The sequence below is a fragment of the Faecalibacterium sp. i25-0019-C1 genome (genome assembly GCF_042854225.1).
Taxonomy (GTDB): Bacteria; Bacillota; Clostridia; order Oscillospirales; family Ruminococcaceae; genus Faecalibacterium; species Faecalibacterium taiwanense.
Genome location: NZ_AP031428.1, coordinates 2,030,212 through 2,053,022, shown reverse-complemented (window position 1 = coordinate 2,053,022; position 22,811 = coordinate 2,030,212). Strand labels below are relative to the sequence as shown.

21 protein-coding genes are annotated in these 22,811 nt (G+C 58.2%); 15 read left to right on the top strand and 6 right to left on the bottom strand.

Translation table 11 applies throughout. From position 1 onward, the window contains the following. Positions 1–28 precede the first annotated feature (28 nt). The 3 genes from atpD (at position 29) to ACGHUK_RS10155 (ending at position 2,868) form a co-directional block, all read left to right on the top strand. Positions 29–1,441, top strand: a complete 1,413-nt coding sequence (atpD, locus tag ACGHUK_RS10165) for a F0F1 ATP synthase subunit beta (protein ID WP_097775203.1) — start codon at positions 29–31, stop codon at positions 1,439–1,441. Then, entirely contained in the window at positions 1,441–1,848 is a 408-nt protein-coding gene (gene atpC / locus ACGHUK_RS10160; protein ID WP_154259085.1) for an ATP synthase F1 subunit epsilon, read from the top strand. Before atpD ends, atpC begins: the two co-directional genes overlap by 1 nt. A 171-nt stretch (positions 1,849–2,019) precedes the next feature. Beyond that, positions 2,020–2,868 (top strand): sugar phosphate isomerase/epimerase, encoded by an 849-nt coding sequence (locus ACGHUK_RS10155; protein ID WP_120120292.1) that lies wholly within the window; start codon positions 2,020–2,022, stop codon positions 2,866–2,868. A 161-nt stretch (positions 2,869–3,029) separates the two neighbouring features. On the opposite strand, the gene ACGHUK_RS10150 is transcribed toward ACGHUK_RS10155, so the two are convergent. From ACGHUK_RS10150 to ACGHUK_RS10140, 3 genes are read right to left on the bottom strand one after another with little or no spacing between them, the layout of a single operon-like run. After that, positions 3,030–3,842, bottom strand: coding sequence for a hypothetical protein (locus ACGHUK_RS10150; RefSeq protein WP_223389125.1), 813 nt, complete (start codon positions 3,840–3,842; stop codon positions 3,030–3,032). Continuing rightward, complete coding sequence (locus ACGHUK_RS10145) at positions 3,836–4,537, bottom strand: ABC transporter ATP-binding protein (RefSeq protein WP_118526408.1); 702 nt, start codon at positions 4,535–4,537, stop codon at positions 3,836–3,838. Before ACGHUK_RS10145 ends, ACGHUK_RS10150 begins: the two co-directional genes overlap by 7 nt. After that, positions 4,530–4,907 (bottom strand): GntR family transcriptional regulator, encoded by a 378-nt coding sequence (locus ACGHUK_RS10140; RefSeq protein ID WP_005944480.1) that lies wholly within the window; start codon positions 4,905–4,907, stop codon positions 4,530–4,532. The genes ACGHUK_RS10145 and ACGHUK_RS10140 overlap by 8 nt, the downstream gene beginning before the upstream one ends. A gap of 260 nt (positions 4,908–5,167) precedes the next feature. Here ACGHUK_RS10140 and fucO point away from each other — a divergent pair, with 260 nt between their 5' ends. The 3 genes from fucO (at position 5,168) to ACGHUK_RS10125 (ending at position 9,062) form a co-directional block, all read left to right on the top strand. Then, positions 5,168–6,316, top strand: coding sequence for a lactaldehyde reductase (gene fucO / locus ACGHUK_RS10135; protein WP_005944478.1), 1,149 nt, complete (start codon positions 5,168–5,170; stop codon positions 6,314–6,316). 236 nt (positions 6,317–6,552) lie between these two features. Beyond that, positions 6,553–7,860, top strand: coding sequence for a putative ABC transporter permease (locus tag ACGHUK_RS10130; protein WP_223389127.1), 1,308 nt, complete (start codon positions 6,553–6,555; stop codon positions 7,858–7,860). A gap of 239 nt (positions 7,861–8,099) precedes the next feature. After that, positions 8,100–9,062, top strand: coding sequence for a calcium/sodium antiporter (locus ACGHUK_RS10125; protein WP_223389136.1), 963 nt, complete (start codon positions 8,100–8,102; stop codon positions 9,060–9,062). Between the two features lie 54 nt (positions 9,063–9,116). On the opposite strand, the gene ACGHUK_RS10120 is transcribed toward ACGHUK_RS10125, so the two are convergent. Continuing rightward, a complete protein-coding gene (locus ACGHUK_RS10120; protein WP_005944473.1) occupies positions 9,117–10,199 on the bottom strand; it encodes an FAD:protein FMN transferase in 1,083 nt (360 codons plus the stop codon). Continuing rightward, a complete protein-coding gene (locus ACGHUK_RS10115; RefSeq protein ID WP_349137961.1) occupies positions 10,196–10,618 on the bottom strand; it encodes a DUF3783 domain-containing protein in 423 nt (140 codons plus the stop codon). Before ACGHUK_RS10115 ends, ACGHUK_RS10120 begins: the two co-directional genes overlap by 4 nt. Positions 10,619–11,490: 872 nt before the next feature. On the opposite strand from ACGHUK_RS10115, the gene ACGHUK_RS10110 reads away from it, so the two are divergent. Next, positions 11,491–12,831: a hypothetical protein gene (locus ACGHUK_RS10110; RefSeq protein WP_390574263.1), complete on the top strand. Its 1,341-nt coding sequence runs from the start codon at positions 11,491–11,493 to the stop codon at positions 12,829–12,831. 178 nt (positions 12,832–13,009) lie between these two features. Here ACGHUK_RS10110 and aroF read toward each other — a convergent pair whose 3' ends face one another. Next, complete coding sequence (aroF, locus tag ACGHUK_RS10105) at positions 13,010–14,023, bottom strand: 3-deoxy-7-phosphoheptulonate synthase (RefSeq protein ID WP_390574262.1); 1,014 nt, start codon at positions 14,021–14,023, stop codon at positions 13,010–13,012. Positions 14,024–14,385: 362 nt separating this feature from the next. Here aroF and ybaK point away from each other — a divergent pair, with 362 nt between their 5' ends. From ybaK to purD, 8 genes are all read left to right on the top strand, one after another. Beyond that, positions 14,386–14,868: a Cys-tRNA(Pro) deacylase gene (gene ybaK / locus ACGHUK_RS10100; RefSeq protein WP_005944468.1), complete on the top strand. Its 483-nt coding sequence runs from the start codon at positions 14,386–14,388 to the stop codon at positions 14,866–14,868. Positions 14,869–15,314: 446 nt separating this feature from the next. Then, positions 15,315–15,815, top strand: coding sequence for a 5-(carboxyamino)imidazole ribonucleotide mutase (gene purE, locus ACGHUK_RS10095; RefSeq protein WP_371290484.1), 501 nt, complete (start codon positions 15,315–15,317; stop codon positions 15,813–15,815). A 160-nt stretch (positions 15,816–15,975) separates the two neighbouring features. Beyond that, positions 15,976–17,454 carry an amidophosphoribosyltransferase gene (gene purF / locus ACGHUK_RS10090; RefSeq protein ID WP_097775214.1) on the top strand — a complete coding sequence of 493 codons (1,479 nt, stop codon included), beginning with the start codon at positions 15,976–15,978 and terminating at the stop codon, positions 17,452–17,454. A gap of 4 nt (positions 17,455–17,458) precedes the next feature. Next, on the top strand, positions 17,459–18,505 hold the full coding sequence (purM, locus tag ACGHUK_RS10085; protein ID WP_097775215.1) for a phosphoribosylformylglycinamidine cyclo-ligase: 1,047 nt from the start codon (positions 17,459–17,461) through the stop codon (positions 18,503–18,505). Continuing rightward, a complete protein-coding gene (gene purN / locus ACGHUK_RS10080; RefSeq protein ID WP_005944461.1) occupies positions 18,499–19,095 on the top strand; it encodes a phosphoribosylglycinamide formyltransferase in 597 nt (198 codons plus the stop codon). Before purM ends, purN begins: the two co-directional genes overlap by 7 nt. Positions 19,096–19,215: 120 nt before the next feature. Further along, complete coding sequence (locus ACGHUK_RS10075; protein ID WP_097775216.1) at positions 19,216–20,022, top strand: IMP cyclohydrolase; 807 nt, start codon at positions 19,216–19,218, stop codon at positions 20,020–20,022. A 29-nt stretch (positions 20,023–20,051) separates the two neighbouring features. After that, on the top strand, positions 20,052–21,233 hold the full coding sequence (locus tag ACGHUK_RS10070; RefSeq protein ID WP_005944459.1) for a phosphoribosylaminoimidazolecarboxamide formyltransferase: 1,182 nt from the start codon (positions 20,052–20,054) through the stop codon (positions 21,231–21,233). Between the two features lie 200 nt (positions 21,234–21,433). Then, positions 21,434–22,738 (top strand): phosphoribosylamine--glycine ligase, encoded by a 1,305-nt coding sequence (purD, locus tag ACGHUK_RS10065; protein ID WP_390574259.1) that lies wholly within the window; start codon positions 21,434–21,436, stop codon positions 22,736–22,738. Positions 22,739–22,811 lie beyond the last annotated feature (73 nt).

Sequence of the window (22,811 nt, the reverse complement as noted above, 5' to 3'; positions counted from 1 at the left end):
ATTTACAAATTAGTATAGAGGCAATCGTATGATACAGGGAACTATTATTCGCGTAGCCGGCCCTGTGGTGGACGTGCAGTTCACCGCAGGCAAGCTGCCTGCCCTGCAGGAAGCGCTTACCGTGACCGCCGAGGGCACCGAGCGCACGATGGAAGTGACACAGCATGTCAACGAGACCACTGTGCGCTGCATCATGCTTTCCGCCAGCGAGGGTCTGGGCAAGGGCATGACCGTGACCGCTACCGGCCACGGCCTGACCGCACCGGTGGGCGAAGCCACGCTGGGCCGCATGTTCGACCCGCTGGGCAGACCCATCGACGGCAAGGGCTCTGTGGATGATGTGCCGCATTGGCCCATCCACCGCAAGGCCCCCAGCTTTGCAGAGCAGAAGCCCGCGACCGAGATCCTGGAGACCGGCATCAAGGTCATCGACCTGCTGGCCCCCTATGCAAAGGGCGGCAAGATCGGTCTGTTCGGCGGCGCAGGCGTCGGCAAGACCGTGCTGATCCAGGAACTGATCCATAACGTGGCCACCGAGCACGGCGGTTACTCCATCTTCACCGGCGTGGGCGAGCGCTCCCGCGAGGGCTGCGACCTTTGGGGCGAGATGAACGAGTCCGGTGTTCTGAATAAGACCGCACTGGTCTTTGGTCAGATGAACGAGCCCCCAGGAGCACGTATGCGTGTTGCTGAGACCGGCCTGACCATGGCAGAGTACTTCCGTGAGGAGACCCACAAGGACGTGCTGCTGTTCATTGATAACATCTTCCGCTTCGTGCAGGCAGGCTCCGAGGTGTCCGCTCTGATGGGCCGTATGCCTTCTGCTGTGGGCTACCAGCCCACTCTGGCCAACGAGCTGGGCGCTCTGCAGGAGCGCATCACCTCCACCAAGGAAGGTTCCATTACCTCGGTGCAGGCCGTCTACGTCCCCGCCGACGACCTGACCGACCCGGCCCCCGCCACCACCTTTGCACATCTGGATGCCACTACCGTGCTGTCCCGTAAGATCGTGGAGCAGGGCATTTACCCGGCCGTGGACCCGCTGGCATCCACCTCCCGCATTCTGGAAGCGGATATCGTGGGCGAGGAGCACTATCGCGTGGCCCGCAAGGTGCAGTCCATTCTGCAGCGCTATCAGGAACTGCAGGACATCATCGCCATTCTGGGCATGGACGAGCTGGACGAGAACGACAAGCTCACCGTTGCCCGCGCCCGCAAGCTGCAGAAGTTCCTGTCCCAGCCCTTTGCTGTGGCCGAGAACTTTACCGGCCTGAAGGGCAAGTATGTGCCGCTGCAGGATACCGTGCGCGGCTTTGCCGCCATTGTGGACGGCGAGGCCGATGATCTGCCGGAGTGGGCTTTCTTCAACGTTGGTACGCTGGAAGATGCCCGCCAGAAGGCAGCGGAAAAGCTGGCTGAGGAAAAGGGCGGTGCCGTCTGATGAACAAGTTCATGCTGAACATCACTGCGTCCAGCGGTGAGTACTATCAGGGCGATTGCGAAGACCTTGTGCTGCCCATCAGCGATGGCGTGTACGGCATACAGGCCGGACACAGCCCGGTGCTGGTGGCCATCCACATGGGCATCCTGCACTTTGAGGTGAACGGTGAAAGCCAGGACATCCTGGTAGGCGATGGCATTGCCGAGGTGACGCCTGCCTACGTGATGGTGCTGGTGGACAGCGCCGAGCGTCCGGAGGATATCGACAAGAACCGTGCCGAGGCTGCCCGCATCCGTGCCGAGGAGCGTTTGCAGCATCAGCAGAGCATGCATGAATATTATCAGAGCAAGATCGCGCTCGACCGTGCGATGCAGCGCCTGCAGGCCGCTGCAAAGTACCGGCGCTGAGAATGAGCCGCATCTGCCAGGACCAGATCTGAAAAAAGAGCATCATTTGTATCCGGTGAGGGTGCAAAGTGATGCTCTTTTTTGTTTCAGGCTGTTCCATGGAACGCAGCTTTCGTGTATAATAAAGTCAATGCAACCCCGCGTGTTGTGCGGGAAAGGAGGAGGTTTTCCATGATCCAATTCGGCCTGCGTCTGCATGACGCGGAAAAGCTGCCCGTTGAACAGGTGCTGCCGCTGGTGCGCCAGAAAGGCTTTACCTGCGCCCATGTGGCTCTGAGCAAATCCTTCAAGGAGCTGCCCTGCACCCCCAGCGCCCTGACCCCCGGCTATGCGCTGTATCTGCGGCATCTGTTTGAGAAAAACGGCATCGACATTGCCGTGCTGGGCAACTACCTGAACCTTGCCCACCCGGATGCGGATGCCCTGCACGCCATTCAGGAAAAATACTATGCCCATATCCGCTTTGCAAGTCTTCTGGGCTGCGGCATGGTGGGCACCGAGACCGGTGCGCCCAACGCGGAGTACAAATTCTGTCCGGAGTGCCGCAGCGATGCCGCACTTTCCACCTTTATCAAGAACTTCAAGCCGGTGGTGCGCTGTGCCGAGCAGTACGGCGTGACCATTGCCATTGAGCCGGTGGTCAAGCACATCGTGTACGATGCCAGACGCGCCCGCACCGTGCTGGATGAGATCGGCAGCCCGAACCTGCAGATCCTGTTCGACCCCGTCAACCTGCTGAACATGGAAAATGTGGACCGCCGCGAGGAAGTGTTCGCCGAGGCCATCGAGCTTCTGGGCAAGGACATCGCCATGATCCACTTCAAGGATTTCCTGCGCAAGGATGCGGGCGGCCAGCTGGCTGCTACGGGTGCAGGGCAGGGCGGTATGGAGGACTACCGCACCATCCTGCGGTTTGCAAAGCAGGAAAAGCCCTATATCTTTGCAACGCTGGAGAATACCACCCCGGAAAACGCGGTGGAATGCCTGAACTACCTGAAAAAGCAGTACGACGAGTGCTGAACACTTTATAACAAGAAAAACATCTGCAAGCTTTGCCCGGAATGGGGCAGCTTGCAGATGTTTTTTGTATCAGATGAAGTTTATGGTTCGGCCTTTTACAAATTGCAATTAAGAAGTAGTTTCGCTGAAAATGCCCAGAACGAAAGCGGAGGACATGAAGATCATTCCAGATTCAGCTTATGCTCCATCAGCCAGCGGGTCAGCAGAAAGTATCCTGCGGCAAAGGCGATGCTGACCGCCAGCCCGAACAGGGTGGTGAACGCACTGGGCGCAGCAATGGAAACATCTACACCGCCAAGGGTGGGATCGGAAACAGCCTGCAGCATGTCGGCACTGCTGACACCGGAACTCAGCCAGTTCTGCAGGAAGGACAGCAGGAAAAATGACAGAATACCGGCCGGGACCATGTGCTTTTTGAACTGGTGGCCGATCATGCATGCGGCATAGATGCACAGGATGCTGGACACCAGTGCCACCAGCCCATTCAGCGTTTCAAAGATCAGCCAGAGCCACCCGGAGCTGCCGGTCATGCGGAAGATCTCTCGGAAGATCTCTACCACTTTCTGCCACAGCTCCGGCAGCTGCTGCAGGGCCGCGCTGTTCAGAGACAGAGCCAGCAGCATCGCCGCAAAGGAGAAAATACCCACGATGCTGCTGCAAAGCATCCACACCACGCTGGAGATCAGCTTGGAAAGGATGAGCTGGCTTTCCGTCACCGGCAGGGTGTGCATCAGGTAGCCCTCGCGGCCCAGCAGATTGCGGGTGAAGCGGGTCACAATGGTCATCACAGACACCACTGCCACCGCGACGGCTACGACCATGTAGGCGAACAGCAGCAGAGATGCAAAGTCGTCCTTGGAAGAGCTGCGCAGGGAAAAGCCGCTCAGCACTGCCAGCGCAACAAGGGCCAGATACAGCCCGCCGTAGGTGCGGCCGGTGGCCTTGAATTCATATTTTAACAGCTGTTTCAGCATTTGAATACCTCCCGGAAATATGCATCCACGCTCATGCCCTCGGTCTCGCGCAGCTCTTCGGCATTGCGGTGGGCGAACACCCGGCCATCCTTCAAAAAGACGGCTTCGTCCAGAATTGGCTCGATATCGCCGATGAGGTGGGTGGATAGAATGACGGTCGCATCCCGGCTGTAGTTGTTCAGGATGGTGCTCAGGATATAGTCCCGGGCGGCAGGGTCCACGCCGCCAATAGGCTCATCCAGCAGGTAGAGCTTTGCGGCGCGGCTCATGGCAAGGATCAGCTGTACCTTTTCCTTGCTGCCCTTGGAGAGGGTCTTGAGCCGCGCCTTCGGTTCCAGTTCCAGCCGGGCCAGCATTTCGTTTGCCTTAGCGGGGTCAAAATCGGCATAAAATTCGTGGAACATTTCCACCAGCTGCTCCACACGCATCCAGTCCGGCAGCCAGTCGGCGTCCGGCAGATAGGACACGATGGCTTTGGTGTCCGGCCCGGGGGTCATGCCGGCGATCCGGATGCTGCCTGCACTGGGCTGCAGCAGACCGTTCGCCAGCTTGATGAGGGTGGTCTTGCCGCTGCCGTTGGGGCCAAGCAGCCCCACGATGCGGCCAAAGCCGATGTGCAGGTCTACATTTTCCAGTGCGGTCTTATCCTTCTGGTAGCACTTGGTCAGTGCTTCACAGCTCAAAAGCTCACTCATTGCGATCCTCCTTTGCGTCCCAGTGTTCCAAAAGCGCGGCCGCCTGTGCGGGACTGTAGCCGATGCCGCGCATCTTTTCCAGAAAATCCGACGCCAGCGTCCGGGCGGTGTCGGCGCGAAGCTGTTCGATCAATGCAGTATCCTCCGTAACATAGCGGCCTGCGGTGCGTTCGGTGCGCACCAGCCCTTCCGTCTCCAGCTGGGCAAGGGCCCGCTGCATCGTGTTTGGGTTCACCCCGGCGGCTGCGGCCAGATCACGTACTGAATCCAGATGCCCGCCCGGCGGGTAGGTGCCGGCCAGGATCCGGGCCTTCAGCCGTTCCACAAGCTGGGCATAGATCGGGCGGCTGGCATCAAACTGTTCGCCCATGGTATCATCTCCTTGTCTTGCTGTATTAAGCGCTTGATACAATAATACACGATTTGCTTTGTTTGTCAAGGGGAAAAAGAAAAAACACCATAAAACTGTGGGAAGTTGGGAAAAGTGCCTATAAAACACTGCACATTGATAAAAATTTACAATAAATTCAAACAATTTCACATTGCAAAGCTTTTAACAATGTGCTATGCTGAAAAACAGAGAGCTCCGCCCGGAAAGTGGCGGAAAAGAGATTTGGAGGAAAAATAACTATGGCTGATCGCATCGTTCTGAATACCATCTCCTACCATGGCCACGGTGCCATTGAGAACATCGTTCCCGAACTGACCGCCCGCGGCTACAAGAAGGCATTCGTCTGCTCCGACCCCGACCTGATCAAGTTCGGTGTCACCAAGAAGGTCACCGATCTGCTGGATGCTGCAAACTTTGCCTATGCTGTTTACAGCGAGATCAAGCCCAACCCCACCATCGCCAACGTGCAGGACGGCGTGGCCGCTTTCAAGGCTGCTGAGGCTGACTGCATCGTGACCATCGGCGGCGGCTCCTCCATGGATACCGCAAAGGCCATCGGCATCATCATCAACAACCCCGAGTTTGCGGATGTCCGCTCTCTGGAAGGTGTTGCTCCTACCAAGAAGCACGCTGTGTTCACCATCGCTGTTCCCACCACCGCCGGCACTGCTGCCGAGGTCACCATCAACTACGTCATCACCGATGTGGAGAAGAAGCGCAAGTTCGTCTGCGTGGATACCAACGATATCCCTGAGATCGCTGTGGTCGATCCCGATATGATGTCCTCCATGCCCAAGGGCCTGACCGCTGCCACCGGCATGGACGCTCTGACCCACGCTATCGAGGGCTACATTACCAAGGGGCACTGCGTCATCTCCGATATGTTCCATCTGGAAGCCATCAAGCTCATCAGCCAGAGCCTGCGCGGCGCAGTGCAGAACACCCCGGAAGGCCGCGAGGGCATGGCTCTGGGCCAGTACATCGCCGGCATGGGCTTCTCCAACGTGGGTCTGGGCATCGTCCACTCCATGGCACATGGCCTGTCCGCTCTGTATGACACCCCGCACGGTGTGGCCTGCGCCATCCTGCTGCCGGTGGGTCTGGAGTACAACAAGAGCGTTGCCGGTGAGCGCTACCGCGCCGTGGGCAAGGCCATGGGCGTTGTGGGCATCGATGAGATGAACGATGTGGAAGCCGCCGATGCCACCATCGCCGCCGTCAAGCAGCTGAGCGCAGACGTGGGCATCCCCACAAATCTGCACGGCATCCTGAAGGAAGAGGATATCCAGTTCCTCGCCGAGTCCGCATTTGCAGACGCCTGCCGTCCCGGCAATCCCCGCGACACCAGCGTGGAAGAGATCGTGGAACTGTATAAGAGCCAGCTGTGATTCCGCTCTGTAAATTCAAGCTGTAATTTTGAGCCCTGCTGTCCTTCGGGATGGCAGGGCCTTTTTCTAAGATGTATCTGAAAACAAAGCAACAGACTGGATCTTCGTCTTTTCAGAGATGCCCGGAGAGCCTGCCGCGTCGCAGAGTGACAAAATTTCTGCACGGCTCTTGTACACAGCGCCCAAAACGGGTACAATCAATGCAGTAAGAAAAAACTGGAAGCGAAAGGAACATTATGACGCTGAACTTCTATACTCTGGGTGTTATTTATCTAGTATATTCCTTTCTGGGCTGGGTGGCTGAGACGGTAGTCGCGACCATCCGGGGCGGAAGGTTTGCCAACCGCGGTGCGGCGGCAGGCCCGTTCTGCTTTATCTACGGTACCACCGGCGTGCTGCTGGCCGTGAGTTTCGGCGACCTGCGCACCGAGCCGGTCTACCTGTTCTTTGCCTGTATGATGGCGGCAACGGTGATGGAATGGATCACCGCCAAGCTGCTGGAACGCCTGCACCGCCGCAAGTGGTGGGACTATTCCGGAAAAAAATTCAATCTGAACGGCTATGTGTGCCTGCAGTATTCGCTGCTGTGGGGTGCGCTGGGCACGGCAAGTGTGCTGTGGGGCAATGATGTGCTGCTGCGGCTGTGTGCGCAGATCCCTGTCTGGCTGCTGCGCCCGGCAGTATGGGTCTCGCTGACGGTGGCGGTGCTGGACCAGATCGGTTCGGCGGTGCTGGTGCAGCAGTATGCGGCCCGGCACCCGGTGCTGGAGCAGCTCAACCAGAGACTGGGGGAGCGGTCGGACACGCTGCGCCGCAGGATCGCGCTTTACATTGAAAAACGCATCCAGTATGCTTACCCGGCTGCGGCCCGGCAGGAGCAGACTGCGCTCCGGAAGGGGGAAAAGAACTTCCTCAGCGTGTCCGACCTGCTGTGGCTGTTCGTGATCGGCGCGTTTCTGGGCGACATGGTGGAGACGGTGTTCTGCCGCGTGACCGCCGGGGTCTGGATGAGCCGCTCCAGTCTGGTCTGGGGGCCGTTCAGCGTGGTGTGGGGTCTGGCGCTGGTGCTGGCAACGGTGCTGCTGCGTCAGGAAAAGGACCGGAGCGACCGCTACCTGTTCGCCTTCGGCACCGTCATGGGCGGTGTGTACGAATACGTGTGCAGCGCCGTCACCGAGCTGCTGTTCGGTACCGTGTTCTGGGACTACAGCAAGTTCAAGTTCAATCTGGGCGGGCGCATCAACCTGCTGTACTGCTTTTTCTGGGGCATTGCGGCGGTGGTATGGATGCGCTACGGCTATCCGCTGGTGCTCAGAGGCATGAAGAAGGTGCGCAGCCGCGTCCGCCCATGGATGACCGTCCTGCTGGCCGTATTCATGGCGGTGAACATGCTCACCAGTGCGCTGGCGCTGGCCCGGTACGATGCCCGCACCAGCGGTGAAGCGCCCAAGAACAGCATCGATATGCTGCTGGATGCGTATTTTGACGATGCCCGCATGGAGCGTATTTATCCCAACGCGAAGAAAGTGACCAAGGCCGGATGAAATTTCAACGCTCCTCTTGCACTTTGGTGCAAAAACCGGTATAATATTTTTCGGATAAAAGGGAGTAAAGGGCGCTCGTTTTGCAAAAACGGTGCGCTGTGGCGCAGCGACATCCCGGCAGAAATGCCCGCTGTGTCACCGGAAGCTTGAGACTTTTATTACACTTTCCCGTTTTTGGGCAGGATGTAATAAAGGTCTCTTTTTTATTGCTGCTCTGCCAAAAACAAAAGGAGAAAACTATGCTCATTCCTGTTTTGCTGTTCATCGTGGGCCTGCTGTGCCTCATCAAGGGCGGTGACTGGTTCGTGGATGGTGCCACGGGCATTGCCCGCCGCTTCCATGTGCCGGAGCTGCTCATCGGTGCCACCGTGGTGTCCATCGGCACCACCCTGCCGGAGGTGATGGTCTCCACCACCTCGGCTCTCACCGGCCACGGCGAGATCGCCTACGGCAACGCCATCGGTTCGATCATCTGCAATGCATCGCTCATTGCGGCCCTCACCATTGCGGTAAAGCCGGGCAAGGTAGACCCCAAGAGCCTGCGCACGCCGGTGCTGTTCTTCTTTGTGGCAGCGGCCTTCTATGCCGGTGTGGCCTACACCACCGGCTACTTCTCCCGCCCGGTGGGCCTGATCCTTCTGGCCATGTTCGCAGCGTATATCATCTGCAACGTGATGGCCATGAAGAACGCCCCCGCCCCGGAAGAAGAGGAAGAACCGGAAGAAAATGCATCCTTTGCCAAGGAGCTGGGTCTGCTGGCCGTGGGCGCTGTGCTCATTGCCGTGGGTGCCAACCTGCTGGTGGACAACGGCACCCTGATCGCACAGGCACTGGGCGTGCCGGAGTCGGTGATCGCGCTCACCTTTGTGGCACTGGGCACCTCGCTGCCGGAGCTGGTAACGGCCATCACCTCGCTGGCAAAGGGCCACGGTGCACTTTCGCTGGGCAATGTCATTGGTGCAAACGTGTTCAATCTGGTGCTGGTGAGCGGTGTTTCCGCAGTGGTGGCACCCTTTAGCATTCCGCAGAACTCCCTGCTCTTCGGCCACAATGCATCGCTGGTGCTGGAGTTCCCGGTCATGTTCGCCGTGATGCTGCTGCTCACCCTGCCCGCTCTCTTCAAGGGCAGGCTGAGCCGCCCGCAGGGCATTGCGCTGCTGTGCATCTACGCGGCATTCTGTGTGGTGCAGTTCACCATCTGATAAAACAGCAAAAGGCCGACGCAGCACTGCGTCGGCCTTTTGCCGTTTTAAGGGTTATTTTTTCAAATGGGAATCCCAGCCGGAAGAGGTGATGACCTGCTGATCCGGTGTGCACCACATGGCTTCCACGCCGTCCAGACTTTCCACGATCTTCATCCCGTCCTCCAGCGGCTGGCAGAACAGGCCGGTGGTCAGGCAGTCGGCAAGGCCGGAGTCGCTGCACAGCACGGTCACGCCGTTAAAGTAGGCGGCGGGGAACAGGGTGTCCGGGTCGATCAGGTGGTGGTAGCGCTTGCCGTCCACCACGTAGTAGCGCTGGTAGTCGCCGCTGGTCACAAGGGCCATATCGCTCATGTTGATGGCACCGTCCAGCATGGAATCCGAAGTGTATACATCCGAAGAACTCCACGGGTTTTCCACGCCGCCGGTCCACTGGCTGCCGTCCGGTTTTACACCAATGGCGCGCAGATTGCCGCCCACGCTCACCAGAGCGCTGGTCAGGCCGCGGGCCTCGGCAGCCTGACACACCATTTCCACGGCGTAGCCCTTGCCCACGCTGCCCACATCCAGCAGCATTTCCGGGTCGGCCAGATAAACGGTCTTGGCATCCGCGTCGATGATCACGTTGTTGATATCACAGTGCTGGGCGGCTGCTTCCAGCTCTTCCATGGTGGGCAGCTTGTTGTCGGCATCCGTCTCGGCGGCTTCGGCAGCTTCGCGGTAATTGTGCCAGATATTCAGCACGCTGCCCATGGCAATGTTCAGCTTGCCGTTGGTGGTCTGGTACATCTGGTCGGCCAGCTCCAGCATGGAGAGGATGCGGTCGTCCACCTCCACCGGAGCGCTGCCGGCATTGTCGTTGATGGTCTTGACGTTGGTCACGCCGGGGTAATCGTTGTAGATATCATACAGCTGGTTATAGGTAATAAGGTCTGCGTGCAGGGCATCCATCTGGGTGTTGAATTCTTCCTCGCTCTCGCAGTAGGCGATCACCTGCGTTACAGTATCGAACACATCATAAAAAACGGTGGAATAGCGGGTAAGCTCTTTCTTTTTGGAGGCACAGCCTGCCAGCAGGCTCAGGCAGAGCACCCCGGCCAGCAGGGCGCTGACGAAACGTTTTGCGCGGGTCTTCATACGGTGTGGTTCTCCTTTGCGGCGGTAAAGGCGGCGTGCTCCTCCTGCAGGTGGGCCAGCAGATCGCCGAACACCCAGCTGCGGTTGGAGGAAGTCACAACGGCCTTGAGCGGAATGGTGACCTGTGCCTGCTTCATCAGATCCAGCAGGGTGTCCACATCCTTCTCCTTGAAGTTGGCCAGAACCACTGCCGGCGGGTAGGCACCCGGCTCCAGCACCAGCGTGCGGGCGGCCTTGGTCTCCACCTCGCCCAGCAGCTGTGCCACGGTCTTGCCCGCATCGGCAGGGGAGACGAGCAGCACCTTCATGCCAAAAGCAGGAGCCATGCCTTCCAGCTTGCCGCGGTCGGCGGGGGAAAGGTTCCAGCCCAGAACCAGCGGGACACCGGCGTTCTGGTTGCGTGCGATATGTGCTTTCATAAAAAAACCTCATTTCAGGGTGGATTGCAAATACACTATAGTATAACACAAATACGCAAAAAATGGAATGCGGGGGGGGGCCGGTACTACCGGGAAAAGTTTCAGAGAATTTCGAGCAAAGGCAACAAAAATTAGAAGAAATTACAAGGCAAATTTCAGTGCAGGTGAAGATTGTATGCAGAAAATAGAGGTGCTATACTAAAAATGCGAGACATAAGTCTCAGAAATTTAACAGAAAGCAGAGGTTTTGAGGATGAAAAAACAGAAGATGCGGTTCATCAGTGCAGTGCTTGCGGCATGCATGATGACATCTGTCCTTCCGGTCAATGCACTTGCTCTGGGGGGGGGGTACGCCTGAAAATGGCGTAACTGCGCTGGAAGATACCGCAGTCGAAACGATCCCGTTTGAAGGCACGACCATCACCAAAGGCGGCAATTACGAGATCCAGGCGGGGCCTTATACTGGTAAAATCGTGATCAATACGACACAGCCGGTGAATATTGCCATTAAAGGTAATGTTACATTCAGTAATTCTGATCCTTTTATCGATGTGGAAAATGCAGGAATCGTAAATATTAAGAGTGAAGCCGATTATGTAGTTGACTGTGCAACGTATGCAAAACACTTCATAAAGGTAGCTTCTCCGTCAGCACAGGTGACAATTGAAAAAGGTAAATACACATCGAGAACCTTTAATGTAGGCATGGTTCCTGCAGGTACACTTACGGTAAATGATGCAGAAATGGAATCGAATGCTTACTGTCTGACAGCTTCAGGTTCTGGAAGGGTGATTATTAACGGGGGTACGTATATACATGATAAAAACCCGGCAGAAGAAAGAGCTGTTTTTTGGATTTTTAATGGCGGCCACATGACGTTGAACGATGTTACAGCGACCTCCGAGGAACCTGTTATCCTTAACAGTACCGGCACGGTGAACGTCAATGGCGGCAACTTCAAAACCACCGGCACAAAAAGCTGCTTTGTCAACAACTCTGCAAACCTGACCATTGACAAGGGCATCACAACAGTCGGAACCTTTGTGTCTGAGGGTGCCAGCTGCATCAACAACAGCTGGGGTCAGGTACGGATCAACGGCGGCAGCTTTACTACGGACGCCGGGATTGCTGTCAAAAACTGCGGAGGTCTGCGCCTTAATGGCGGCACGGTCGAAGCGCCGAAGGGCACCGCCATTGACATTTCGGGCGAAAGCGGCGATGTGCAGCTGAACAGCGGCACCATCCGCAACAGCGTCACCGGTGTCCGTGTGGCCGATGCAGGCGATTCGGAGATCGACCTGAAGGCTGTGACCTTTGAGAATAATACTGATGATGATATTAGTCTGGGCAAAGACCAGCAGATCAACATCAAAAAAAGCTTTGTCGGTACGGCAAAGATCCGGGTGGATGACCCTGCGCGGGGCCGTCAGATCACAACGGACAACGAGGATCTCAGCTATCAGAACAAGCTGAAACTTTTCAGCAAGAATTCCGGCTACATCATCGGCTATAAGCGCGGCGATGATGGCGTGGAATACCGCTATCTGGCAGATGCCAACGGCAACATCGTCAACGCTGTAAATGCGAAGGCAACCGCTGACCTCGGTGCCGGGGAGCAGGAGCTGGATACTGCCACCGTTGTGCCGGAACACACCACCGTGACCGTGACGGCAAACCTCCCGGAGGGCGCAGAGTTCCTCGGCTGGAGCGCCGTGCGTGCTGACGGCATTGCGCTGAAGCTGGGCGATGATCAGACCGCACACTTTGAGATGCCCGGTTGCAACGTGACCGTCGAAGCGCTGTATCAGGGTGGAAATGTTGACATCGACAACCCGAGCGGCAGCGGCAGCAGCGATGTGGTGGCCGGCATTGCGGCTGTTGCGCTGACCGGTGCAGCCGCGTGGGGCATTTACGAAGCCGGAACCGGCATCTATCGCGTGCTGAATATGCCCGGCGTCCCCATGCCCTCCAACCGCGCCGGTCTGGCGACCCTGATCTGGGAAAAGGCCGGCTGCCCGGAACCGCAGACGGTGAAGAGCTTCAGCGACATCGATGACGCCGACCTTCATCTGCGGCAGGCTGCCAGCTGGATGGAAGAGCAGGGTCTGATGGACGATGTGAAGGAAAACGAGTTCCGCCCCTATCGCTATGTGACCAAGCTCCAAACCTGCCTTGTCTGGGATAAGGCCAAGGAAAAGAGCCTGATCTCCTGAAAAGTAGATCATTCTTGTAACAACCCCGGGGTGACCGCAAGCGCCCCGGGGTTGTTTTTTTCACAGGAAAAGGGGCAGAACCGGAAGATGCAGTGTGAAAAAGCAACGAGGAAGATCCCGCAGGATCTTCCTCGTTGCAAACACAAAATAATAATTCCGCAGAGGATAGTTCAAATCATCAGTTCAGCTTTTTGCCGAAGAACTCCACCTCTTTGCCGATGAACTGCATCAGCTCGTCGAACTGGTCGGGGGTCAGGCTCTGGGCACCATCGCACTTTGCCTTGGCGGGGTTGTTGTGCACCTCGATCATCAGGCCGTCGGCACCGGCAGCAACAGCGGCCTTTGCCAGATCCGGCACCATCCATGCGTGGCCGCAGGCATGGCTGGGGTCCACAATAACGGGCAGGTGGGTCATCTTGTGCAGCATCACCACACCGGCAAGGTCGAGGGTGTTGCGCATGCTGGTCTCAAAGGTGCGGATGCCGCGCTCGCAGAGGATGACGTTCTCGTTGCCCTCAGCCATGATGTACTCGGCGCTCATCACGAACTCTTCCAGCGTATTGGCAAGGCCGCGCTTGAGCAGCACCGGCTTCTTCTGACGGCCGACGGCCTTGAGCAGCTCAAAGTTCTGCATGTTGCGGGCACCCACCTGAATAAGGTCTACATTCTCGAACAGGGGCAGGTGCTCGGTGTTCATGATCTCGGTCACGATGGGAGCACCGGTGGCGCGGCGTGCCAGCTTGAGCAGGTCGAGGCCCTCGCTGCGCATACCCTGAAAGGAGTAGGGCGAGGTGCGGGGCTTGAATGCGCCGCCGCGCAGCAGGGAAGCACCCGCAGCCTTCACGCGCTGTGCGCAGTAGGTGATCTGCTGCTCGCTCTCGATGCTGCAGGGGCCTGCAATGACCGCAAAGTTTCCGCCGCCGATCTTTACGCCGTCCACATCGATCACGCTGTCGTCCGGGTGGAACTTGCGGTTGGCCTTCTTATAAGGCTCGGTCACGCGGCGGCAGGTCTCCACCACCGGGTTTGCCAGCACCCAGCTCTCGGCCACGGCCTTGGTGTCGCCGATCAGGCCCAGAATGTGGCTCTCACTGCCCTTGGAATCGTTGATCTGCAGGCCCATATCCTGCAGTTCGTGGCAGAACTCGCGTACCTGTACCTCAGGTGCGTTCTGTTTGAGTACGATGATCATAGTGTTTTGTCTCCTTTGCCTTATCGTGTGAAACGGCGAGGGAGACCGGCTCCTTTGCCGCAGCTTGCAGTGTCAAACTTCAGGGTTCTGAAGTGTGTGACGCTATGATATCACTTCAGGAAACTGAAGTCAAGAGAATTTTGAATTTTTTTGAAGAAAGTGGTAGAATAGAAAAGAACCCTCTCAATCATTGCTGCGCAATGACAGCTCTCCCGAAGGGCGAGCTTTTTACTGCTTTCTATGGGGCATTACTTCACGGTGAAAGAGAATCAGCCAGTTACCGCGCATAAGCTCCCCCTTTTGGGGGAGCTGGACGCGAAGCGGCCTGAGAGGGTTCAATACAAGCAAAGGGGATATCAGAGATGGGAAAAGAAGCAAAAACCAATGCCATGCGCATTCTGGAGCGCGAGAAGGTGCCCTACACCGCCCACGAGTACGCTCATGAAGAGGGTGTTGCCGTGGCAGGTGTGGATGTGGCAGGCAGCATGGGCGAAGACCCTGCCTGCGTGTATAAGACGCTGGTGACGCAGGGCAATAGCAAAAACTATTTTGTGTTCGTCATTCCGGTGGCGGCAGAGCTGGATCTGAAAGCCGCTGCCCGCAGTGTGGGCGAAAAAAGCGTTGCCATGATCCATGTGGCCGATATCAACAAGGTCACCGGCTATGTGCGCGGTGGTTGCAGCCCGGTAGGCATGAAAAAGCAGTATAAGACTGTGTTCGATGAGAGCGTGCTGACGCAGGAGAAGGTCTATGTCTCCGGCGGGCGCATCGGCACGCAGGTGTGCTGTGCCCCGGCGGACCTCATCCGCGCTGCACGGGCAATTACAGCAAAAATTATTTTTTAAAAAAGTCCGTCTATTGTACAAAAAGTTAACGCATCCTATTTACATAAAATATACTTAAACTATAAGTCATACTTAAAAAGAAAAACAATGTCGAAACTGCACAAAACTTTTGAAAGTTTTTTGACGGCATGAAAACACAAGGTAGAATTTGTGGGAACACTCTTTTCAAAGATGTTTTTTTGCCGTAAACTGTATGTAGTACAGGGACGGCGGCCCGCAGAAAGGGCTTTTCCGCCGCCTGAAAACGCAAGCACAAGGAACTGCGGAGGAGAACTTCAATGATGAAGATGCTGCCGGGTCTCATGGGTCGAAACAACATTCGGGCATGTCAGGGGCATCGTGCAACTTTGTGCAAAGCGTCGGGAGAGCATACGCAGAATTAAAGGCCGTGGTACGGGTGTACCGCAGCCTTTTTTGTTTGTCGGTTGAGAAAGAGAGGTTTGGATATGGTTCGTAAAGTGGCTGTGATCATGGGTTCTGACAGCGATTGGCCGGTGGTAAAGGGCGCATGTGCCCAGCTGAAAGCGCTGGACATCCCTTTTGAGGCGCACATCCTTTCGGCACACCGCACCCCTGCCGGGGCAGCGGAGTTTGCCAAAAGCGCCCGTGCCAACGGCTTCGGCGTGATCCTGTGCGCAGCAGGCATGGCAGCACATCTGGCGGGTGCCTTTGCTGCCAACACCACCCTGCCGGTGATCGGCATTCCCATGAAGGGCGGTGCCATGGACGGCATGGATGCCCTGCTTGCCACGGTGCAGATGCCCAGCGGCATCCCGGTGGCAACGGTGGCTCTGAACGGTGCCAAGAACGCCGCATGGCTGGCTGCGGAAATTCTGGCTTTGAGCGACGACGCTCTGGCCGAAAAGCTGGCAGCAGAGCGCATCGCCATGGCCGCACAGATCGCTGCCAAAGAGGAAAAATTGCAGAACGAACTGAACGAGCTGTAAGACGCGGACCCTCTCCGTCACGCCTGCGGCGTGCCACCTCTCCCGAAGGGCGAGGTCTTACGCCATCTGACGGGAAAGCGGTATAAAAGCTCCCCCCCTCGGGGGAGCTGGCATTGCGGAGCAATGACTGAGAGGGTTTCAGAGCGAAAAAGGAGAACCAATGTCTGATTTTGCATATCCGCTGCACGAAGAATGCGGCGTTTTCGGCATTTACGACCGTGCCGGTACCGAGGATGTGGCCGCTGCGGCCTACTCGGCTCTGTATGCCCTGCAGCACCGTGGTCAGGAGAGCTGCGGCATCGCCGTGAACGATGATGGCGTGATCAACGGCCACCGCGACCTCGGCCTTGTGAACGAGGTGTTCACCCCGGCGGTGCTGGCAAGTCTGGCAAACCCCAATGCGCACATGGCTACCGGTCACGTGCGCTACGCTACGGCAGGCAGCCGCGTGCGGGCCAACGCACAGCCCATGATCGTGCGCCATGGCCGCGGCACCATGGCACTGTGCCACAACGGCAACCTGACCAACGCCATCGAGCTGCGCCGCCAGCTGGAAAATGAAGGTGCCATCTTCCACGGCTCCTCCGATACCGAGGTGATCTGCTACCTGATCACCCGCAACCGCCTGCGCATGGGCAGCATCGAGACCGCCATCAGCAAGACGATGGACGTGCTGGAAGGCGCCTACAGTCTGGTGATCATGTCGGCCACCAAGCTCATTGCAGTGCGTGATCCCCGCGGCTACCGGCCCCTGTGCATCGGCACGCTGCCCGGCGGCGGCTACGTATTTGCCAGCGAGAGCTGTGCACTGGATGCCGCCGGTGCCACCCTGCTGCGGGATGTGGAGCCCGGCGAGATCGTGGTGGCAGACGCAAAAACCGGTGAGCTGCGCAGCATCAAGGATCACTGCGGTCGGCCGGACACCCAGATGTGCGTGTTCGAGTTCATCTATTTCTCCCGCCCGGACAGCATCATCGAGGGCAGCTCGGTGCACGAGGCCCGCAAGCAGGCCGGCCGGTTCCTTGCACAGGAACACCCCGTGGAAGCGGACGTGGTCATCGGCGTGCCGGATTCCGGTCTGGATGCAGCGCTCGGCTACTCACAGGAGAGCGGCATCCCCTATGGCATCGGCTTTATTAAGAATAAGTACATCGGCCGCACCTTCATTCAGGGCAGCCAGAAGCAGCGCGAGAACAGCGTGCGCATCAAGCTGAACGTCGTTTCCAGCACGGTCAAGGGCAAGCGCGTGGTGCTGGTGGATGACTCCATCGTGCGCGGCACCACATCTGCCCGCATCATCAAGCTGCTGCGGGACGCAGGTGCCACCGAGGTGCACTTTATGGTGTCGGCACCGCCGTTCAAGTACCCCTGCTACTTCGGCACTGACATCCCGGATCAGAAGCTGCTGGTGGCCACCGGCCGCACGGTCGAGCAGATCAATGAAGTGATCGGGGCTGATACGCTGGGCTACCTTTCCACTGAGCATGTTGTCCAGCTTACAAAGAACGCAAAATGCGGATTCTGCACCGCCTGCTTTACCGGCGAATATGCCGTGAAGCCGGACGAGGTGCTTTCCACCGATATTCACGAACGCCACCTGAACGACCGTCCCAAGGACGAGAAAAAGTTAGGAGAGTAAGACCATGGAAAAAAGCTATTCTGAAAGCTATGCAGCCGCCGGTGTGGATATCACCGCCGGTTATCGCTCTGTTGAACTGATGAAGCAGTATGTGGCCCGCACCATGAACGAGCACTGCATTGGCGGTCTGGGCGGCTTTGGTGGCCTGTTTGAGCTGGACTGCACCGGCTACAAGCACCCGGTGCTGATCTCCGGCACCGACGGCGTGGGCACCAAGCTGAAAATTGCCATGATCATGGACAAGCACGATACCATCGGCATCGACTGCGTGGCTATGTGCGTGAATGATGTCATCTGCGCCGGTGCAAAGCCGCTGGTGTTCCTGGATTACATCGCCTGCGGCCGCAACATTCCCGAGAAGATCGCAGAGATCGTCAAGGGTGTGGCTGAGGGCTGCGTGCAGGCCGACTGCTCTCTGGTGGGCGGCGAGACTGCCGAGCACCCGGGCATGATGCCGGAGGAGGAGTACGATCTGGCCGGTTTCACCGTGGGTGTCGTGGATAAGGAAAAGATCCTGAGCAACGAGACCATGGCAGCCGGTGATGTGATCCTTGCCCTGCCTTCCACCGGTGTGCACTCCAACGGTTTCTCGCTGGTGCGCAAGATCTTTGACATTGACGCAAACCCCGATGTGCTGCACACTGCCCCTGCAGAGCTGGGCGGCAAGACGCTGGGCGAGGCCCTGCTGGCTCCCACCAAGATCTACGTAAAGCCTGTGCTCAAGGTGCTGGAAGAGGTGGATGTGAAGGGCATTTCCCACATCACCGGCGGCGGCTTCTACGAGAACATTCCCCGCAGCCTGAAAAAGGGCTGCTGCGCACGCATCAACAAGGCAGATGTCCGCACCCCGGCTCTGTTCCAGCTGATGCAGAAGACCGGCAATATCTCCGAGCACGATATGTTCAACACCTTCAACATGGGCGTTGGCATGGTGCTCACCGTCCCCGCAGAGCAGGCCGACAAGGCGCTGGACATCCTGCACGCAAACGGTGAGCCGGAAGCTTACCGTCTGGGTGTTATTGCAGAAGGTGAGGGCGTGGAGCTGTGCTGAACATTGCAGTTTTAGTCTCCGGCGGCGGCACCAACCTGCAGGCTCTGCTGGACAGCGAAGCCCGGGGCGAGAACCCCAACGGCAGGATCACCCTCGTGGTGGCCTCCAAGCCCGGTGTCTATGCGCTGGAACGGGCCGCAAAGGCCGGTGTGGAAGGCTGCGTGGTGCGCCGCAAGGATTACGCCAGTAGTGAGGATTTTGACGCAGCTCTGCTGAAAACGTTGAAAGACCACAATATCGATCTGGTGGTGCTGGCAGGCTTTCTGTCCGTGCTGGGGCCCAGTGTCATTGAAGCGTATCCCCGCCGCATCCTGAATGTGCACCCGGCACTCATCCCGTCTTTCTGCGGGCCCGGCATGTACGGCCTGCGTCCGCACGAAGCGGCTCTGGCCCGGGGCTGCAAGGTGACCGGTGCCACCGTCCACTTCGTGAACGAAGAGTGCGACGGCGGGCCCATCCTGCTGCAGAAGGCCGTGGACATCCTGCCCGGCGACACCCCCGAGGTGCTGCAGAAGCGTGTGATGGAGCAGGCCGAGTGGAAGCTGCTGCCCAAGGCTGTGGCTATGGTGTGCAGCGGAGAAATTGAGTGAAAACTCCTTCCGTCACGCCTGACGGCGTGCCACCTCCCTCAAGGAGGGAGGCAAGGCTCCCTCTCCGAGGGGGCTGTCGCCGCAGGCGACTGGGGGAGTTCCGTAATAGGAGAATTTGACATGGAAAAGATCAACCTGAACGAGTATCTGGCATCCAACGAGTATCCCGGCCGCGGCATTGCTGTGGCAATGGCTCCGGATGGCCGCCAGATGTTCATTGGCTACTTTATCATGGGCCGCAGCGAGAACAGCCGCAACCGCGTGTTTGACCCCGTGCCCGAGCGCGGCGGCATCTGCACCATCGCAGCGGACCCCGCAAAGCTGGAGGACCCCAGCCTCATTATTTACAATCCGGTGCTGACGCTGGGCAAGACCCATATCGTGACCAACGGCGACCAGACCGATACCATTTATGACCTGATGAGCCAGGGCAAGAGCTTTGCCGATGCCCTGCGCACCCGCACCTTTGAGCCGGACGGCCCCAACTACACCCCCCGCATCTCCGCTGTGGTGTACGCCGACGGCAGCTATCAGATGAGCATTCTCAAGTCTGCGGACGGCAATGGCGACAGCGTGCAGCGCTATTTCTTTGATTACCCGCAGCCCGTTGCAGGCGAGGGCCATTTCATCAGCACCTACAAGCACAACGGAAATCCCATCCCCAGCTTTGAGGGTGAGCCGCTGCGCTTTGCCTGCCCCCGCACCATCGGCGATTTTGCACAGGGTCTGTGGAGCAGCCTGAACCCGGACAACAAGGTGAGCCTGTTTGCCCGGGTCATTGATCTGGACTCCGGCGAGACCGGCGACATGATCTTTAACAAGTACGATGCTGTGTGCAGCGATCTGGACGACCCCGAGGAGCCGGAGCTGCTGCCCGAAGAGCTGGAACTGCTCAAAAAGCTTGACGCAGAGGAAAAACAGGACTAAAACAATAGAGAAATAAGGAGGATGCACCAATGAACGAACTGGCACTGAAGTACGGCTGCAACCCCAACCAGAAGCCCAGCCGCATTTATATGGAAGATGGCTCTGACCTGCCGGTCACTGTGCTGAACGGCAAGCCCGGCTACATCAATTTTCTGGACGCGCTCAACTCCATCCAGCTGGTCAAGGAGCTGAAAGCTGCCTGTGGTCTGCCCGCAGCAGCTTCCTTCAAGCACGTTTCCCCGGCAGGCGCAGCTCTGGGCCTGCCGCTCACCGATGTGGAACGCAAGATGTACCACATTGCCCCGGATATGGAGCTGTCGCCGCTGGCAAATGCCTATGCCCGTGCACGCGGTGCGGACCGCATGTCCTCCTTTGGCGACTGGATCGCCCTTTCGGACATCTGCGATGTGCCCACCGCAAAGCTGATCCAGCACGAGGTGTCCGACGGCATCATCGCCCCGGGCTACGAGCCGGAGGCACTGACTATCCTGTCCGGCAAGAAAAAGGGCAACTACAATGTGGTCGCCATCGACCCGGCCTACAAGCCCGCTCCCATCGAGCACAAGCAGGTGTACGGCATCACCTTTGAGCAGGGCCGCAACGAGCTGGTCATCAACGCCGACACCATGCTGAACAACTGGGTCACCGAGAACAAGGACGTGACCGAGGAGCAGAAGCGTGATCTGGTCATTGCACTCATCACCCTGAAGTATACTCAGTCCAACAGCGTGTGCTACACCTACCACGGCCAGACCATCGGCGTGGGCGCAGGCCAACAGAGCCGCATCCACTGCACCCGTCTGGCAGGCCAGAAGGCCGACAACTGGCAGCTGCGCCACATGGATAAGGTGCTCAACCTGCCCTTCCGCGACGATGTGGCAAAGCCCAACCGCGACAACGCCATTGATGTTTACATCGGCGATACGCCCGAGGATGTGATTGGCGACGATGTGTGGGCCGAGACCTTTACCGAGCAGCCCGCCCCGCTGACCGCTGAGGAAAAGAAGGAATATCTGAGCAAAGTGACCGGCGTGTGCCTTGGCTCGGATGCTTTCTTCCCCTTCGGCGACAACATCGAGCGTGCCCGCCGCTCCGGCGTGACCGCCATCGTGCAGCCCGGCGGCTCCATCCGCGACCAGCAGGTCATTGACACCTGCAACAAGTACGGCATCGCAATGGCCTTCTGCGGCCTGCGGCTGTTCCATCACTAAGGGAAAAGAACGAACCCTCTCAGTCGCCTGACGGCGACAGCTCCCCCGAGGGGGGAGCTTTATGCGAGAAAACGGACAGAAACAAGCATTCCGTTGAATGCAGCTCCTGCCGTCAGCAGAAAAAAGCTCCCCCCTTCGGGGGAGCTGGCATTGCGCAGCAATGACTGAGAGGGACATTCAAAAACGGGAAGGTGAATGATATGGCTGAAAAAATTCTGGTAGTGGGCGGCGGCGGCCGCGAGCACGCCATCATCAAGGCACTGAAAAAGAGCCCTGACTGCGGCGAGATCTGGTGCGCACCCGGCAACGGCGGCATCAGCTATGACGCAAAGTGCAAAAACATCAAGTCTACCGATGTGGACACCATGGTGGGCTTTGCCGTAGAAGAAAAGTTCGATTACGTTGTGGTGGCGCAGGACGATCCGCTGGCTCTGGGCATGGTGGATGCGCTGGCAGCAGTGGGCATCCCGGCCTTTGGCCCGGATAAGGCCGCTGCCCGCATCGAGGCCTCCAAGGTGTTCTCCAAGGACCTGATGAAGAAATACGGCATCCCCACCGCAAAGTACGAGACCTTTGACGACCCCGCCAAGGTCATGGAGTACATCAAGGCCGAGGGCAAGTACCCGGTGGTCATCAAGGCCGACGGTCTGGCACTGGGCAAGGGCGTGCTCATCTGCGAGAACGAGCAGCAGGCTGCGGACGGCGTGAAGGAGATCATGCTGGATAAGAAATTCGGCGCATCCGGCAACCATGTGGTGGTGGAGGAATTCCTCACCGGCCCCGAGGTCAGTGTGCTGAGCTTTACGGATGGCAAGGTGGTCAAGCCCATGGTGTCCAGCATGGACCACAAGCGTGCAAACGACCACGACACCGGCCTGAACACCGGCGGCATGGGCACCATTGCTCCCAACCCCTACTACACCCCGGAAGTGGCCGCTGAGTGCATGGAGAAAATTTTCCTGCCCACCATCAAGGCCATGAACGCCGAGGGCTGCCCCTTCAAGGGCTGCCTCTACTTCGGCCTGATGCTCACCCCGGACGGCCCGAAGGTCATCGAGTACAACTGCCGCTTTGGTGACCCCGAAACGCAGGTGGTGCTGCCCCTGCTGGAAGGCGACCTGCTGCACATCATGCAGGCCTGCACCAACGGCACGCTGGAAAACGAGAAGGTCAAGTTCTCGGACGGTGCTGCCGCCTGCGTCATTCTGGCTTCCGGCGGCTACCCGGTGGCTTACGAGAAGGGCAAGCCCATCACAGGCCTTGTGGACGGCCAGCTGCCCGGCGAGGAAAATGTGACGGTCTACCACTCCGGCACCGCCATCACCGAGGACGGCACCCTTGTCACGGCCGGCGGCCGTGTGCTGGGTGTCACCGCCACCGGCCCGCGGCTGACCAATGCGCTGAGCCATGCCTATGAGGCGGCAGAGAAGATCAGTTTTGAAAAGCTGCACAAGCGCAGCGATATCGGCCTGCGCGCCCTGAAGGCACTGGCAGAGAAGCAGTAAGAAAGAAAACCCTCTCAGTCGCCTGGCGGCGACAGCTCCCCCGAAGGGGGAGCTTTATGCGGGAAAATGGGCA